Source organism: Aeromonas sp. S2(2024), from assembly GCF_041402505.1.
Lineage (GTDB): Bacteria > Pseudomonadota > Gammaproteobacteria > Enterobacterales > Aeromonadaceae > Aeromonas > Aeromonas media.
Genome location: NZ_JBGLRL010000012.1, coordinates 67,867 through 83,114 on the forward strand (window position 1 = coordinate 67,867; position 15,248 = coordinate 83,114).

Annotated in this window: 16 protein-coding genes; 9 read left to right on the plus strand and 7 right to left on the minus strand. The window is 61.6% G+C overall.

The features are described from left to right. Positions 1-45 precede the first annotated feature (45 nt). The 4 genes from ACB039_RS13550 to ACB039_RS13565 all read right to left on the minus strand — a co-directional run bounded on the left by ACB039_RS13550 (position 46) and on the right by ACB039_RS13565 (position 4,366). Positions 46-537, minus strand: coding sequence for a hypothetical protein (locus ACB039_RS13550; RefSeq protein WP_371165868.1), 492 nt, complete (start codon positions 535-537; stop codon positions 46-48). Between the two features lie 198 nt (positions 538-735). Next, positions 736-1,542, minus strand: coding sequence for an exodeoxyribonuclease III (gene xthA / locus ACB039_RS13555; protein ID WP_041205378.1), 807 nt, complete (start codon positions 1,540-1,542; stop codon positions 736-738). 155 nt (positions 1,543-1,697) lie between these two features. Continuing rightward, entirely contained in the window at positions 1,698-2,660 is a 963-nt protein-coding gene (locus tag ACB039_RS13560) for an ion channel (RefSeq protein WP_371165869.1), read from the minus strand. Positions 2,661-2,719: 59 nt separating this feature from the next. After that, positions 2,720-4,366 carry a tetratricopeptide repeat-containing response regulator gene (locus ACB039_RS13565; protein WP_005326910.1) on the minus strand — a complete coding sequence of 549 codons (1,647 nt, stop codon included), beginning with the start codon at positions 4,364-4,366 and terminating at the stop codon, positions 2,720-2,722. Between the two features lie 277 nt (positions 4,367-4,643). On the opposite strand from ACB039_RS13565, the gene ACB039_RS13570 reads away from it, so the two are divergent. Continuing rightward, positions 4,644-5,069 (plus strand): Hsp20/alpha crystallin family protein, encoded by a 426-nt coding sequence (locus ACB039_RS13570; RefSeq protein ID WP_041205380.1) that lies wholly within the window; start codon positions 4,644-4,646, stop codon positions 5,067-5,069. Between the two features lie 42 nt (positions 5,070-5,111). On the opposite strand, the gene ACB039_RS13575 is transcribed toward ACB039_RS13570, so the two are convergent. Beyond that, complete coding sequence (locus ACB039_RS13575) at positions 5,112-6,149, minus strand: FAD:protein FMN transferase (protein ID WP_371165870.1); 1,038 nt, start codon at positions 6,147-6,149, stop codon at positions 5,112-5,114. 302 nt (positions 6,150-6,451) lie between these two features. On the opposite strand from ACB039_RS13575, the gene azu reads away from it, so the two are divergent. Both azu and ACB039_RS13585 read left to right on the plus strand, forming a co-directional pair. Then, complete coding sequence (gene azu, locus ACB039_RS13580) at positions 6,452-6,892, plus strand: azurin (RefSeq protein ID WP_042648133.1); 441 nt, start codon at positions 6,452-6,454, stop codon at positions 6,890-6,892. A gap of 192 nt (positions 6,893-7,084) precedes the next feature. Beyond that, positions 7,085-7,288, plus strand: a complete 204-nt coding sequence (locus tag ACB039_RS13585; protein ID WP_041205382.1) for a hypothetical protein — start codon at positions 7,085-7,087, stop codon at positions 7,286-7,288. A gap of 13 nt (positions 7,289-7,301) precedes the next feature. On the opposite strand, the gene ACB039_RS13590 is transcribed toward ACB039_RS13585, so the two are convergent. Next, the gene (locus ACB039_RS13590; RefSeq protein ID WP_171273505.1) at positions 7,302-7,862 is read right to left on the minus strand and encodes a HutD family protein; all 561 of its coding nucleotides are present in this window, start codon (positions 7,860-7,862) and stop codon (positions 7,302-7,304) included. A 264-nt stretch (positions 7,863-8,126) separates the two neighbouring features. Here ACB039_RS13590 and ACB039_RS13595 point away from each other — a divergent pair, with 264 nt between their 5' ends. Together ACB039_RS13595 and ACB039_RS13600 are read left to right on the plus strand one after the other, a co-directional pair. Further along, positions 8,127-9,095, plus strand: a complete 969-nt coding sequence (locus tag ACB039_RS13595; protein WP_371165871.1) for a nucleoside hydrolase — start codon at positions 8,127-8,129, stop codon at positions 9,093-9,095. A gap of 102 nt (positions 9,096-9,197) precedes the next feature. Beyond that, on the plus strand, positions 9,198-9,527 hold the full coding sequence (locus tag ACB039_RS13600; RefSeq protein WP_005326902.1) for a DUF3634 family protein: 330 nt from the start codon (positions 9,198-9,200) through the stop codon (positions 9,525-9,527). A 103-nt stretch (positions 9,528-9,630) separates the two neighbouring features. Here the strand turns inward: ACB039_RS13600 and ACB039_RS13605 are convergent, their stop codons facing one another. Next, positions 9,631-10,539: a LysR family transcriptional regulator gene (locus ACB039_RS13605; RefSeq protein WP_371165872.1), complete on the minus strand. Its 909-nt coding sequence runs from the start codon at positions 10,537-10,539 to the stop codon at positions 9,631-9,633. Between the two features lie 120 nt (positions 10,540-10,659). On the opposite strand from ACB039_RS13605, the gene ACB039_RS13610 reads away from it, so the two are divergent. From ACB039_RS13610 to ACB039_RS13625, 4 genes are all read left to right on the plus strand, one after another. After that, positions 10,660-11,103 (plus strand): carboxymuconolactone decarboxylase family protein, encoded by a 444-nt coding sequence (locus tag ACB039_RS13610; protein ID WP_171269910.1) that lies wholly within the window; start codon positions 10,660-10,662, stop codon positions 11,101-11,103. 500 nt (positions 11,104-11,603) lie between these two features. Beyond that, complete coding sequence (gene cyoA / locus ACB039_RS13615) at positions 11,604-12,632, plus strand: cytochrome o ubiquinol oxidase subunit II (RefSeq protein WP_371165873.1); 1,029 nt, start codon at positions 11,604-11,606, stop codon at positions 12,630-12,632. 3 nt (positions 12,633-12,635) lie between these two features. Further along, positions 12,636-14,612 carry a cytochrome o ubiquinol oxidase subunit I gene (gene cyoB / locus ACB039_RS13620; protein WP_139436392.1) on the plus strand — a complete coding sequence of 659 codons (1,977 nt, stop codon included), beginning with the start codon at positions 12,636-12,638 and terminating at the stop codon, positions 14,610-14,612. Then, on the plus strand, positions 14,533-15,228 hold the full coding sequence (locus tag ACB039_RS13625) for a cytochrome o ubiquinol oxidase subunit III (protein WP_371165874.1): 696 nt from the start codon (positions 14,533-14,535) through the stop codon (positions 15,226-15,228). The genes cyoB and ACB039_RS13625 overlap by 80 nt, the downstream gene beginning before the upstream one ends. Positions 15,229-15,248: the final 20 nt, after the last annotated feature.

The window sequence follows — 15,248 nt, forward strand, 5'->3', positions numbered from 1 at the left end:
TGGCGATGGCAGCGCCATCGCCCGGGCTAACGGGAGAAGTGGTTTCTAATGGCGCAGCACGGACAGCATCAGATGCCGTCTGGGCCAGGAGGGGGGGTGGGTTCCACGCAGGCGCAGGAAGGGATCCCGCAACCAGTTGTCCAGCAGGGGACCGACATGCCACGAAGGGGGCAGCAACAACAGCGGAAGCAGCAATGACAGCAGCAGGCCGAGCAGGGGCGGCACACTGGTGGCGCCAAAGACGCCGCTCTGCATCTGGCACTCCTCCCCCGATGGGGCCGCCTCACTCAAGGGGCCCCCGTGGCAGGAGAGGGACGCTGTGTCGGCCTGGTGCATGGCGGCGTGCTGCACCGGCTCGCTCTGGTGCAGCCCATGAGACAGGGGGGACAGCGCCGGAGTCAGGATGGAACCGGATGCGTCGCTTGGCAGGGCGGTGGCTGCCCCATGCCAGCCGATGCAGAGGGTGAGATTGCAGACGAGCAACAACGCCAGCAATAGCCGGGCGATGAGTTCTGTGGGCAATCTCGATGACAACATGGTGCATCTTTCCTGTAACGAATATGAGAAATGTAAACCTTACCAACAGGAGAAGGTCAAGGTATGGCAGACCCGCTCTGCCAAAGAGTTGATATGGATTAAGAAATGGCGGGGCTATAAACAAAAAAGCCCCCGCATCGGCAGGGGCTTGGGGTCGGGAGATGGCAGAGATCCGGGCCAGGAGGCCCGGCACCGGGATCAGGCGAAGCAGGTCCAGATGGGGGCGTGATCGGAGGGTTTCTCGATGCCGCGCAGCTCGTAGTCGATGCCGGTCTCGGTCACTTTGTCCTTGAGGGCATTGGACGCCATGATGAGGTCGATGCGCAGGCCACGGTTCTCGTCAAAGCCCCTGGAGCGGTAGTCAAACCAGGAGAAACGCTCGCACTCGGTGGGGTTGGCGGCGCGGAAGGTGTCGGTGAGGCCGAAGCCTTTGAGCCGCTCCATCCACTCACGCTCGATGGGCAGGAAGGAGCACTTGCCATCCCGCAGCCAGCGCTTGCGGTTCGCCTCGCCGATGCCGATGTCGAGATCCGTGGGAGAGATGTTCATATCCCCGATCAGCGCTATCTGGTCGTCCGGGCTGTGGTGGGTCTCGAGGTAGTGCTGCAGGTCCTCGTAGAACTTCTGCTTGGCCGGGAACTTGGTCTCGTGATCCTGGCTCTCCCCTTGGGGGAAGTAGCCGTTCATCACCTTGATGAGGGAGCCATCTTCCCGCTTGAAACTGGCCATGATCATGCGGCGCTGGGCATCCTCGGGATCGGTGGGGAACCCCTTCTGCACGTCGATGGGCGCCTGCTTGCTCATGATGGCGACCCCGTAGTGACCCTTCTGGCCGTGGAAGACCACGTGGTAGCCCATGGCCTCCACGTCCGCGACCGGGAAGGCCTCGTCGTGGACCTTGATCTCCTGCAGGCCGATCACATCGGGCTGGTGCTTGTCGATGATGGCTTGCAACTGATGAAGACGGGCACGCAGGCCATTGATATTGAAAGAGATGATCTTCATGTCAGGGATGCTCATGTCGTTTTTATTAGTCGCTATTGGACTAGGAATCCGGTCTGGATGCAAGTTCCCGGGCTGTGCTCGGCGCGGCTCCTCTGCCCGGTATAGGGTTATCGGCAACCTGTTTACTGCCCCGCCGCAGGAGTGTGGAGAGCTTGTCAGCGGGTCATCTTTTTGACAAATACCACCACGAACAGCGCCAGCGTGAAGCTGCCGGTGAAGGCCTCGAAGGCGGCGAAGATCCGTGAGAGGCCGACCGGGGTGAAGTCGCCGTAGCCGAGAGTGGTGAAGGTCACCACGCTGTAGTAGAGGCATTCCAGCAGGAAGATGGCGTTCTCTTCGAGGGTCGCCTCCGGGCGGTAGATGAGGTGGTTGCCCGCGAAGTTGAGGCCGCAGAAGAAGTAGAAGATGCTGCAGATGAAGATGAGCAGCAGGGAGAAGAGCACCACCCGCATGGGGGCCTCGCCGTAGCCGCAGAAGAGATCCACTATCCAGGAGGCGAATCGGTGATAGGACCAGAACGGCATCTGCAGGCGGCGCATGGTGAGCTCCTGCTGGATGTAGCGGCCGGACATGGTGAAGATCCCCTGGGCCTCCGAGGCCTTGCGCAGATCCCGATAGGTCTCTTCCGCCTCCTTGAACCAGACGCGGGCCTGCACCGGATCCCGCTCGCTTCGCCCCTTCCTGTCCTGCATCAGGCGCCTGCCGGTATCCAGGTTGTCGAGCCGGGTGTTCTTCCAGCGGATGCCGAGCAGGTTGACGTCGTGCAACTCGGCGCAGTGCAGGTTGGCATCACTGACATCGGCCTTCATCAGGCTGCCGCCCTTGATGCGAATGCCGTAGAGATGAGCCCCCCGCAGGTTGGCGCGATAGAGGTTGCACTGCTCCAGCAGGAACCCCTGTGGCCCCTCTCTGTTCACCAGGTTGAGACCGGCGAGATCGGCGCGGGCCAGTTGCAGACCGTGGCACAGGCCTCCCTGGCGCACATAGTGCTCCAGCGCCGCGGCGGTGTCCGGGGATGAGTGAGAGGCATGAGGGTCGTGCCAGTGGCACAGGTCGTGATCCCCCGCCTCTTCGCTGCAGTGGCGGCCATCTGCCACCAGGTATCGGCACATCCCCATGCTGTCGCCCCTCCTTGCCTGAGTCTGTATCAGCATAGGTGAGGGAGGCGCGCCGCTGGTTAGGCTATCTGGTTAAATTCCTGGCGCAGCTTGCGGAAGCGATCCTGCTGGGCGGGATTGAGGGGGATGCCCTCCAGCACCTCCAGGGTCTCCTTGCACTCGGCGCCGAATTCCGGGCTCTTGCGGTGCTTCTGCATCAGTTGCAGCAGCACCTGGATCTTGTTGAGGGCGGCGCCGGTATTGGCGGGCGCCCGGCGCAGGGCCTCGCGGAAATGGCCGAGGGCCTGCTCCAGCTCCCCGCTCTGGTAGGCCTTGATGCCGAGATCGTTGAGCTGCTGGTAGCGCTGACGGCGCTCCTGCACCGTCTTGTCGTCGCGGGTCACCTGGATGCAGGTGGTGAGCAGCCGGTCTTCGTCCTGTGCCAGCAGGGATTGCAGGCTCTCGGCGTACTCGAACTCCCCGAGCTGGTAGAGGGCGAGTATGGTCTCGCCGAGCAGGGCGGGGGGCATGGTCTCGGGCTTGTCCAGCCAGTTCTGGTTGGCGCGATAGAGCATCTTCTTGCCCTTGAGCAGTTCTCCCAAGGCAATCCGGACCCTGGCCTGACAGATCTGCTCGAACACCGGGTAGTTGAACTCCGACATCATCAGGGAATCGCGAATGCGCGACAGGGCGGAGTTCACCTGCTTTTGCAGATTGGCGATGTGATAGCCGTCGTTGCTGTTGAGGGCATAGAGCGTCAGGGTCTGGATGTAGGCCCCCAGGTAGTGGGGCGTGCGATGGATGGAGTTGCGCGACAGGTCGATGAGGGAGAGCAACACATCCTTGGCCTGGCCGTAGTCGTGGCGCAGCAGGCACACCTCTGCCAGCCGGCGGGAGAGCTGCACCGACTGGGGGGAGATGTCCACCGCCCGGCGCAGCTCCTGCTGGGCCAGCTCCTCCTTGCCCAGGGAGAGCAGGGACTCCGCCAGCCAGAGATGGGCCTCCACCATCAGGGGGGTATTCTTCAGCGTCGCCTGCAGGTGGCTCACCGCCTCGTCATAGAGCGCCAGACGGTAGCAGGCCTTGCCCAGAGTCAGTCTGGCCCAGCTGTTCTCCTGGGCGGCCAGCAGCTGGCGCATCAGGCTGCGCGCCTCCTTGGCCTGGCCGAGCTTGAGCTGGGTGTCGGCCTGCAGGCAGCGGCAGAAGTTGGCGAAGCGCGGCGCCGCATCGGCCTGCCTGGCGCAGGCTTCGACCAGCGCTGGCAGGTCATCCCGGGTGAGGGCGGTAAAGACGCTCTCCAGGGCCTGGCGGCGGGCGAGGGCGCGCTTCAAGCGAAACGAGAACTGCTCCTGGGAGAAGGGTTTCATCAGGTATTCGTCGGGCTCGGCTTCAAGGGCGCTCAGCACCATGGCGCGGGAGCTGTCGCTGCTGACCATGATCACCACGCTCTGGGGTGGGATCAGCTGCTGATCCCGCAGGCTCTCCAGCAACTGGCGGCCGTTCTCCCCCGCCCCCAGCTCGTAGTCGAGCAGATAGATGTCGAAGCTCTCTTTCTGGCAGCGACGGCGCGCCTCGTCGGCGGAATTGATGTAGGTGATGCGGCTGATGCCGATGTTGATCAGCATTGCCTTCATCATCATCTGGAAGGATCGCTGCTCGTTGACCAGCAGGATGCGCCTGGGTTTGGGCTGTGCTTTCTTCTCTGGTGCGGGATCCGGTGTCTGCATCTGTCTTGCATCGAGGCGCTGCGGGCTGGTGGGAGAAGTGTGCCACCAAAGTCCGCAGGCAGGCAATTGAACATGGGAAGGGTCCCCGTTTTTCCCGCCGAGCGCAGAGCCGGGCCGCAAAAAATCATGGCGCGTACTTGATCTCCGTCAACCGGGCACGAGATGACAGTGGCGCGGTTCCATCCATTTTTTAGACTTGAAGGGAGGCAGATCCCGGCGATCTGCAGACGGGCAGCGGGCCCGCCGATGTTTTACCCGCACCATAAGGAGGAATCAAATGAGTTTGCTACCGAGCCGAACCAGCCTGTTTGATGACCTGTTCCACGACATGGCCTCCGGTTTCTACATCCGGCCCTTGCACGGGGATCCCCTGCCCAGCCAGATCAAGCTGGATCTGAGGGAAAGCGACGGCGGTTACCTGCTGCAAGCCGAGTTGCCCGGGGTGGCCAAGGAGGACATCCACGTGGACGTGCACGGCAAGCTGGTGACCCTGAAGGCGGAGATCCGCCAGCACGACAGTCAGAACAAGGAAGACAGGGCTCTGCGCAGCGAGCGCTACTATGGCAGCGTGTCACGCACCGTCGAACTGCCGGTGGAGGTGGCGCCGGACAAGGTCAGCGCCCGCTTCGACAACGGCATCCTCACGTTGCAACTGCCCAAACAGGCGGTCACCCCGGCGCCCCATCGGGTCCCCATCGAATAGCCGTCCGTCATGAAGAGGCCCCGCATTGCGGGGCCTCGTTGCTCATGGCTGGCTGCGCACCAGATAGGGGGCGAACTCCGGGGTGTGGCGCGCCGCAAACCCCTGATCCGTCTTCTCGATGAGATAGACCGCCAGCTTGTGCTCGGTGGCAAAGGCCATCGCCTGCTCCGGCCCCATCACCATGAGGGCGGTATCGAGGGCGTCGGCCTCGAGCGCGGTCGGGGTGATGACGCTGGCGGAGACCAGCTTGTGGGTGACGGGCTCGCCAGTGGCGGGATCGATGATGTGGGAGTAGCGTCGGCCATCGAGTTCGTAATAGTTGCGATAGCTGCCTGCGGTGCTGAGGGCCATGCCGTTCGGGGTGACCACATCCTCGATGGCGCCCGGCCTGTCCGAGGGCTCGACTATGGCCACCCGCCAGGGGTTGCCCTTGTCGTTGTGCCCCTTGCTGCGCACGGCGCCCGCCACCTCGACGAGATAGTTGTGCACCCCCTTGCGCTCGAGCAGTGCGGCGATTTCGTCGGACGCCGCCCCTTCCCCCAGGGTGGAGAGATCCAGATAAAGGTCGGGGATGGCCTTGCCGAGCAGGAAATGCTCCCCTTGCGGCGTCAGGCTGAGCTTGTCGATGCCGACTCGCTCCCGCGCCTTGGCAATCTGCTCTGCGGTGGGCCGCTTGACCGGGCGCTTGTCCGGCCCGAAGCCCCACAGGTTGACCAGGGGGCCCACTGTGACGTCCAGCTTGCCCTGGGTGAGGCGCCCCGCATCCATGCCCTGCTGCACTATCCTGGCCATGCTGGCCGGTATGACCATGGGGGCCTTGCCTGCGTCCTGATTGAAGCGGGAGATGAGGGAGCCAGGATCATAGGTGGAGATCTCCTGGTTGATGCGCGCCAGCAGGGTATCGACCTCCCCCTGCAGCGCGGCCTGGCCACCGGGGAAGGGGTCGCTCAGGGTCACCGCATAGTAGGTGCCCATGGTGTTGCCCTGAATGCGGGTCTGGGTCGGCGCCGGCTGACAGGCGGTCAACAGCAGCGTCAGGGAGAGCAGCAGGCCGCGGGGGGCCAGGGAGAGGGTCTTCATCTTGCATTCTCGCGGGAGTCATCGACGGGGGAGCAGCTTAGCCAAGGGCGCCGCAATTGACGAGCCCCGGGCGCCGGGTCTGGGTGGAAATAATTAAGCCGCGGCGGGGTGACGCCGGCAAATCTGTTCCACAGTTCAATGGACCCCGGGAGTGACCTGGTCCGCAGCTTTGAGCAAAAGCCGCTGCCATCCGGTGACATTTGGGTACAATGAAGATCGATCATGACAGCATCTTTAGCGTGTCGCCGAGCGATTCGCCAGACAAGGGTGTTGCCATTCCTCGTCAATCAAAGGAGAAGATGATGAAAAAGGTGTTAACCCTGCTGCTTCTGAGTTCACTGGCAGCCCCGGTGCTGGCCGATGAGTGCGCATTGGTCATCGAAGGCAATGACGCCATGCAGTACAACCTCAAAGAGATGAGCGTGCCGGCCACTTGCAAGGAGGTGACGGTGACTCTCAACCACACGGGCAAGTTGCCGGTGGCCAACATGGGTCACAACTGGGTGCTGGCCAACACCGCCGACTATCAGGCCGTCGCCACCGCGGGCATGAGCGCCGGTGTCGATCATGACTACCTGCCCAAGGACGATGCCAGGATACTGGCGCACACCAAGCTGGTGGGCGGCGGCGAGAGCACCAGTGTCACCTTCAAGACCGACGGGCTGGCAGGCAAGGATCTCACCTTCTTCTGCTCCTTCCCCGGCCACTTCGCCATGATGAAGGGCGCTTTCAAGGTCGGCTAAGCCGCTTTGCCTGTCATGACATTAAAAAGCCGGGATCTCCCGGCTTTTTCATTGGGGTTTACATCGGGGGGAGAAGGGCGGTGAATAAGCGTCTCTTTTCATGATCTGACCGGCGGTAGCCGGAGAATCAATGAGATAGACTGGGCCGCAAACGGGCCAGCGTCCCGCCGATGAACCGAACGGATAGAGAGAATGAGAGCAGTCAAATGGGTGCTCGGCTGCTGCCTGCTGCTGATGTGTGCCATCGCGCTGGCGGCGGAGCCCCCGGTCAAGAAGAGCCGCAACGGCATCTGCCATCCCAAGGGCGGCACCTACTACAGCCGCACCAAGTACTACGAACCCTACGACAGCATGCAGGCTTGCCTCGATAGTGGAGGCCGGGCTCCCAAACGCTGATCCTGCCTGTTGTTTAGCCGATCGGCTGCAGAGTAAAGAAGGCGATGGCCGTCTTCTTCTGGCACTCCAGTCGTATGCTCTCTTCCCCCTTGACCACCAAGGTCTCGTTGATGGCCACGGCTTGGCCTGCCACCTCGAGCTGACCGCTCAGCAGGTGGCAGAGGTAGGTCTTGTCCGCCTCCAGGGTGAGGGTCAGGGGGAAGGGCACATTGAGCACTCGCACGTTGGCGCTGAGGCGTTTCGGGTCGTAGATGAGCCCCAGATCCGTCACTTCCTTTTTCAGCAGCTCGCAGTGGGTCTCATCATCCCCGCTGAAATGGGCCGCCTCGAAGGTGGCATAGGGGTGGCCGTTGAGCACGAAACCGGCGCCGCTGACGGGCAGCAGGATGCGCTGATAACCGGGAAATTTGGAGAAGGGGCCCGCCGCCTTGATGGGGGCAGAGCTCAGCCGGTAGTCAAAATCGAGCTTGTCCAGGCTCGAGCCCGGGGGGGAGACAAGGATCTGGGCCGTGGTGCCCTGCTTGTTTTTCCAGGGCATCTTCAGCTGGTCAGACTCTTTAATCAGGGTGATCACGTTGGCGCCTCGACGAGGAGTGGGAGAGTGAGGCCAAGTGATACCATCCCGCAGGCCTGCTCACAAGGCGCGGGGGGCTGGGGACGGTCCGACTGTCCAGAATGTCGTCACTCCGGCCCCTGACCATCACAGGCTCCTGGATGAGGTGCTCAAGATGTCGCCGATCGGCGGAGTGTGGGGGAGTCAAAGGTCGAGGCTGTGATCCTGACGCTGTTAAACGGGCTCGAGGTCGCTACACTGGCACTTCTGCCGTATGGAGGCCCCATGACCCACAAGATCATTCTGGATACCGATCCCGGTATCGACGACGCCATGGCAATACTCTTTGCCGAGGCCCACCCCGCCATCGACTTGCTCGCCATCACTACTGTGTTTGGCAACGCCACCATAGAGAACGGGACCCGCAACGCCCTTTGGCTCAAGCAGAAATACGGTATGAGGGCGGAGGTGGCCCAGGGCGCCGCCGCGCCACTGCTGCGCGAACCCGTGGGGCCGACCACTGTGGTGCACGGCCCGAGCGGGCTGGGGGATGTGGAGGCGGGGGAGGTGACCCTGGCGCCGGATCCTCGCCCGGCCTGGCAATACATCGTCGAGACGGTGAAGGCCAACCCCGGCGAGATCACCCTGGTGACAATCGGGCCCCTCACCAATCTGGCGCTGGCGCTCGAGGCCGCCCCCGAGATCACCGCGCTAGTGAAGCAGGTGGTGGTGATGGGGGGCGCCTTTGGCGTCAACGGCCATCGCGGCAACGTGACCCCCTATGCCGAGGCCAACATTCACGACGATCCCGAGGCGGCCGATCGGGTGTTCACTGCCCCCTGGCCCGTGGTGATCATCGGGCTGGACGTGACCCAGCAGAGCTTCTTCAGCAGTGCCTACCTGGATGCCCTGCGGGACGATGCCGGTGAGCCCGGCCGCTTCCTGTGGGCGGTGAGCCGCTTCTACCTGCGCTTCTATTCCGAGCGCATCGGCCTCAATGGTTGCCACGTGCACGATCCGTCCGCCATCGCCTATGTGATCGATCCCGAGCTGTTCACCCTGCGGGAGGGCCCGGTACGGGTCATCGACCATGGTCCCGCCATCGGCCACACCCTGCAGAAGTTCGACGGCAAGTCCCACCCCCACGATGAGTGGGCGGGTTACCCGGCCCAGCGGGTCGGGGTGGCGGTGCGGGATCAGGCCCTGCTGGCGCTCTATCGTGAGACGCTGGTGGCCTGGGGGAAGGATTGCTGAGACGCTCGCCAGCGTGATGGACAAAGCGTGAGGCTCGCCAAATAATTGCCAGCCGACGCTGGCCTATACTGACGAAAACTGAGGTATTCAAGGAGCAAGCGGATGGCCTGGTTGTCTTTGTTGGTGGCGATAGCCCTCATCTGGTGGTTGATGAAGCTGGGGCGGGGCGCCCTGTTCGAGATCCGGTTGCAGCCTGGCAAGGTACTGCTGAAGCGAGGCTCTGTGCCGCCGCGCTTCCTGGCCCAGGCCAAGCAGATCCTGCAGCAGGAGCCGGTACGGGGGCGCATCCTGGGTCAGCGCGATGGCAACGGGGTCAGGCTGGTCTTCTCCCGCTCCATCCCTGAGCCCGTGGCCCAGCGCCTGCGCAGCGTCTTCCCCTATGGGGATTATCGCGGCGTCACCTCACCCCCGGATGGGCGCAATGCTCGCTGAACCCGCGGGCTGAACTCTTCCGCTGAACGTGCTGTTCACACCGGACGCCGGGCACTCTGCCCGGCGTTTGCTTTTCCCATAAGTCATGGCCAGGACGCAGTCATCAGCGCGGCACTTGCAGGGGCTTCATCACCTCGATCAGAAAGTCGATGAAGGCGCGGGTCTGGGGCTTCAAGAAGCGGCCGCCGCGAAAGACCGCATGGATCTCGTCATGGCGATCCTCATACGGGGAGGCCTGCCAGTCCGGCAACAGCGGCTGCAGAGTGCCATCGTCGATCCCCTGTTGCACCATCCAGCTCGACAGCAGCAAGATGCCGGTGCCCGCCTGGGCCGCGCACAGCAGCGGCGTGCCGCCGACCGAGGCGAGGTTGCCCCGCACCGCGACCCTGTGCCGCTGCGCCCCTTGCCGGAAATACCAGTGCTGGCGCTGGCGGCCATGGCCGCGGATGAGGCAGTTGTGGTGTGCCAGTTCATCGGGATGGGCGGGCTCGCCATGGCGCGCCAGATAAGCGGGGGAGGCAACCAGCAGGGTCCGGTTGGTGAGCAGGTGGCGGGCATGGAGGCCGCTGTCCACGGGGCGCCCGATGCGCACCGCCAGGTCCACGTTTTCGGCGTCGAGATCCACCAGCCGGTTGTCGAGCTCGATCTCGAGCCGCACCCCGGGGTAGCGGGCCAGGAAGGCCGGCAGGCGCGGCGCCAGCCAGGCGGCGCCGAAGCTCTCGAACACCGAGACCCGAAGCGGGCCCTCTGGCGCCGCCGGCAGGGGCTGCAGGGACTGCACCAGTTGATCCGCCTCCTCCAGCAGGGGGATGGAGCGGGCGAGGAAGTACTCCCCCTGCTCGGTCAGCACCAGCTGGCGGGTGCTGCGCTTGAACAGGGGGATCCCCAGCTGTTGCTCCAGCGCATCTATGGTGCGGGTCACCGAGGAGGGGGCCAGGTTGAGGGCCCGGGCGGCCCGGGAGAAACTTCCCGATTCCACCACCTGAGCCAGGATGCGGACGCGATCCAGCATGGGTATACCTTTGCGATAAACGCAAAACTGTTGCAGGTTATGGCGGTATTCTATCCATGGATGAAAGTGTGAACAATGTGCTCATCGCCCAAGGGGGGCGCTCACCTCAGGAGTATTGCCATGTCAGATCGTATCCAGCTTGCCAGCCAGGTACCCGCCGCCGTCTCGGCCATGATGGGGCTCGAAGCCTATCTCGGCGGGACCGATATTCCCCTGTCGCTCAAGGAGCTCATCAAGCTGCGGGCCTCCATGCTCAACGGCTGCGCCTACTGCATCGAGATGCACGCCGAGGTGGCCATGAAACACGGTGACAGCCCGCAGCGCCTGTTGGCGCTGGCCGCCTGGCGCGAATCCCCGCTGTTCGACGAGCGGGAGCGGGCCGTGCTGGCCTTGACCGACGAGGTGACCCTGATCGGCGAGCGAGGGCTCACCGAGGAGACCTACCAACAGGCCCTGGCCCTGCTTGGGGAAACCCTGCTGGCCCAGTGCTTGATGCAGGTGGTCACCATCAATGCCTGGAACCGGATCGCCGTGGCGACCCGAATGGAGCATAAACACCCCTGAGGGAGACGCAGTGGTGGGGTGTTGTCGTCAACGGGCCTTGTATGAGGCCCGTTTTTCATGGCGGGCCTCAGACAGGGCAGCCCCTTCTGCACCTCCATCGGTCCCGGGAAGTTAATCATACATTCGTTTGATTAATTATTTTTTTATTCCACCTCGGAATATGCGCATCCAGATCAAGGAATGGTGATGGCGCTTGTGCATCAAGAGGGGGTTGAATGGCTCTTTTTTGCCCTGTTTATCCCTCTGAAAATAAGGGTAATGGGTCATTTTGATTAATTGGTGAGCGATTTTGGCGAGGGGATAAATTAATGGAAGATGAATTGATGAACTGTGAATTTAATAAATTGGTCACTGTCAAGCGATTAACATCTGATACCTGTTGTCACCAGTCTTAAAACAATTTCGGGATTAATTTTTCATGTTGTTCACATGCCGGTCTGATGCAATAAAATGCGGCATTTTTATTATACCAATAAGCCTTGAAACGATGAGGACATTGCATGAGACCTTTTGAAGTAAAGAGGGGCTTGGGCGCTTTGCTGTTGATGGCAACCGCTGGCTTGCTGAGTGGCTGCGACATGGCACTGATGAGCCCCAAGGGGCAGGTTGGTCTGGAGCAGAAGTCACTGATATTGACCGCACTCGGGTTGATGTTAATCGTGGTGATTCCTGTGATTATTATGACGGTGGCATTTGCTCGTAAATACAGAGCATCCAATACCACTGCCAAATACACCCCGGATTGGTCCCACTCCAACAAGATTGAAGCGGTCGTCTGGACCGTGCCTGTCATTATTGTCGCCATCCTGGCGGTGATTACCTGGAAAACCTCCCACTCCCTCGACCCCTACAAGCCGCTGGAATCTGACGTCAAGCCGATCCAGGTCGATGTGATTTCGCTGGACTGGAAATGGCTGTTCGTCTATCCGGAGCTGGGGATCGCCTCGGTCAACGAGCTGGCCTTCCCGGTCAACACCCCGATCAACTTCCGGGTGACCTCAGACACAGTGATGAACTCCTTCTTCATCCCCCAGCTGGGCGGTCAGATCTACGCCATGGCCGGGATGCAGACCAAGCTGCACCTGATTGCCAACGAGGCGGGTCAGTACAAGGGGATCTCCGGCAGTTACAGCGGTGCCGGTTTCTCTGGCATGAAGTTCAAGGCGATTGCCACCCAGGACCAGGCCGGTTTCGATGCCTGGGTCGCCAAGGTGAAACAGTCGCCCAAGATGCTGAGCACCATGGGTGAGTTCGATGCCCTGGCCAAGAAGAGCGAAAACCACCCGGTTGAGTACTTCGCCAGCGCCGATCCCAAGCTGTTCGTCAATGTGATCAACAAGTTCATGGGCGGCATGTCCCATGGCGGCCATGACGCTGCAAAAGATGGCGCCATGGACCACGAGGCCATGAAGCATGACGCCGCGAAAGCAGAACCCATGGACCACGCGGCCATGAGTCACGACGAGCATGCCGGACACATGGCCACGTCCATGGCTGACAAGAGTGTGAAAGCAGGATCCGAGGAATAATCGATGTTTGGAAAATTGACACTCGAGGCTGTTCCGTACCATGAACCCATCATCATGGTCACGATAGCCGGTATCATCTTGGGTGGGCTGGCGCTTGCCGGTCTCATCACTTATTACGGCAAGTGGCAATATCTGTGGAAAGAGTGGTTCACCTCGGTAGACCACAAGCGCCTCGGTATCATGTATCTCATTCTGGGCATGGTCATGCTGCTGCGCGGCTTCGCCGATGCGGTCATGATGCGTGGTCAGCAGGTCATGGCCTCCGCCGGTAGCGAAGGCTACCTGAACGCGCACCACTACGATCAGATCTTCACCGCCCACGGCGTCATCATGATCTTCTTCGTGGCCATGCCGCTGGTGATCGGCCTGATGAACATCGTCGTGCCGCTGCAGATCGGTGCCCGTGACGTCGCCTTCCCCTTCCTGAACAACCTGAGCTTCTGGTTTACCGCCGCGGCCGTGGTGCTGATCAACGTCTCCCTCGGGGTCGGTGAATTCGCCCAGACCGGCTGGCTGGCCTATCCGCCCTTGTCGGGGCTGGAGTTCAGTCCCGGGGTCGGGGTCGATTACTGGATCTGGAGTCTGCAGATTTCAGGGTTAGGTACCCTGCTGACCGGCGTGAACTTCTTTGCCACCATCATCCGGATGCGTGCCCCCGGCATGACCATGATGCGTCTGCCGGTCTTCACCTGGACCGCCCTGTGCGCCAACATCCTGATCATCGCCTCCTTCCCGATCCTGACCGTCACCATCGCCCTGCTCACCGCAGACCGCTATCTGGGTACCCATTTCTTTACCAATGACATGGGTGGCAACATGATGATGTACATCAACCTGATCTGGGCCTGGGGTCACCCCGAGGTGTATATCCTGGTGCTGCCGGTGTTCGGGATCTTCTCCGAAGTGGTGGCGACCTTCTGCAAGAAGAAGCTGTTCGGCTACACCTCCCTGGTGTGGGCGACCGTGGCAATCACAGTGCTCTCCTTCGTGGTCTGGCTGCACCACTTCTTCACCATGGGGTCTGGCGCCAACGTGAATGCCTTCTTCGGCATCACCACCATGATCATCTCCATCCCGACCGGGGTGAAGATCTTCAACTGGCTGTTCACCATGTACCGCGGTCGCATCGAGTTCACCTCGCCCATGCTGTGGACCGTCGGCTTCATCATCACCTTTACCGTGGGTGGCATGACAGGGGTACTGCTCTCCGTGCCGGCCGCCAACTTCGTGCTGCACAACAGCCTGTTCCTGATTGCCCACTTCCACAACGTCATCATCGGCGGCGTGGTGTTCGGTTGCTTCGCCGGTATCACCTACTGGTTCCCGAAAGCGTTCGGCTTCAAGCTCGATGACGTCTGGGGCAAGCGTGCGTTCTGGTTCTGGATCACCGGCTTCTTCGTGGCCTTCATGCCGCTCTACGTGCTGGGCTTCATGGGCATGACCCGTCGTGTCAGCCAGAACATCGATCCCGAGTTCCACGGCTGGCTGGTGGTTGCCGCCTGCGGCGCCGGCCTCATCGCCATCGGTGTCTTGTGCCAGCTGATCCAGGTCGTGGTCAGTATCCGTGACCGCGAGAAGAACCGTGACTGGACCGGCGATCCCTGGGGTGGCCGTACCCTGGAGTGGGCCACCTCCTCTCCGCCGCCCTTCTACAACTTCGCCATCGAGCCCAAGGTGACCGGTCTGGACGCCTTCTGGGAAGCGAAAGAGGACGGCAGCGCCTATCGCCAGCCGGCCAAGTACGCTCCCATCCACATGCCGAAGAACTCAGGTGCCGGTGTCATCATCGCCGCCTTCAGCGTGGTGTTTGGCTTTGCCATGATCTGGCACATCTGGTGGATGGCCATCGCCGGCTTCGTCGGCATGATCGCCACCTGGATCATCCACAGCTTCAACGACGATGTGGACTACTACGTACAGGTTGACGAGATCGAGCGCATCGAAGGTCAGCATTTCGACAATATCAACAAGGTGGCTTAACTCCATGGCGACTGACGTTCTACATCACTCTCACGGTGCCCATGAGGATGGGCACCATGATGCCGGTGCCACCAAGGTGTTCGGCTTCTGGATCTACCTGATGAGTGACTGCATCCTGTTCGCGACCCTGTTCGCAACCTATGCAGTCCTGGTCAACGGCACTGCCGGCGGCCCCACCGGCAAGGACATCTTCGAACTGCCGTTCGTGTTCGCCGAAACCATGCTGCTGCTGCTGAGCTCCATCACCTTCGGGTTCGGCATGCTGGCCATGAACAAGAACAAGGTCTCGGCGGTCAACACCTGGCTGCTGGTCACCTTCATTCTTGGCGCTGGCTTCATCGCCATGGAGATCTACGAGTTCCATCATCTAATCGTCAATGATGTGGGCCCGGATCGCAGCGGCTTCCTGTCCGCCTTCTTCACCCTGGTCGGTACCCACGGTATCCACGTCACCAGCGGCCTTATCTGGATCATCGTGATGATGGTCCTGATCACCAAGAAGGGGCTGACCGAGCGCAACCGCACTCGCCTGATGTGCCTGAGCCTGTTCTGGCACTTCCTGGACGTGGTGTGGATCTGCGTCTTCACCGTGGTTTATCTGATGGGGGTCATGTAAATGAGTCATTCCGTTGACAA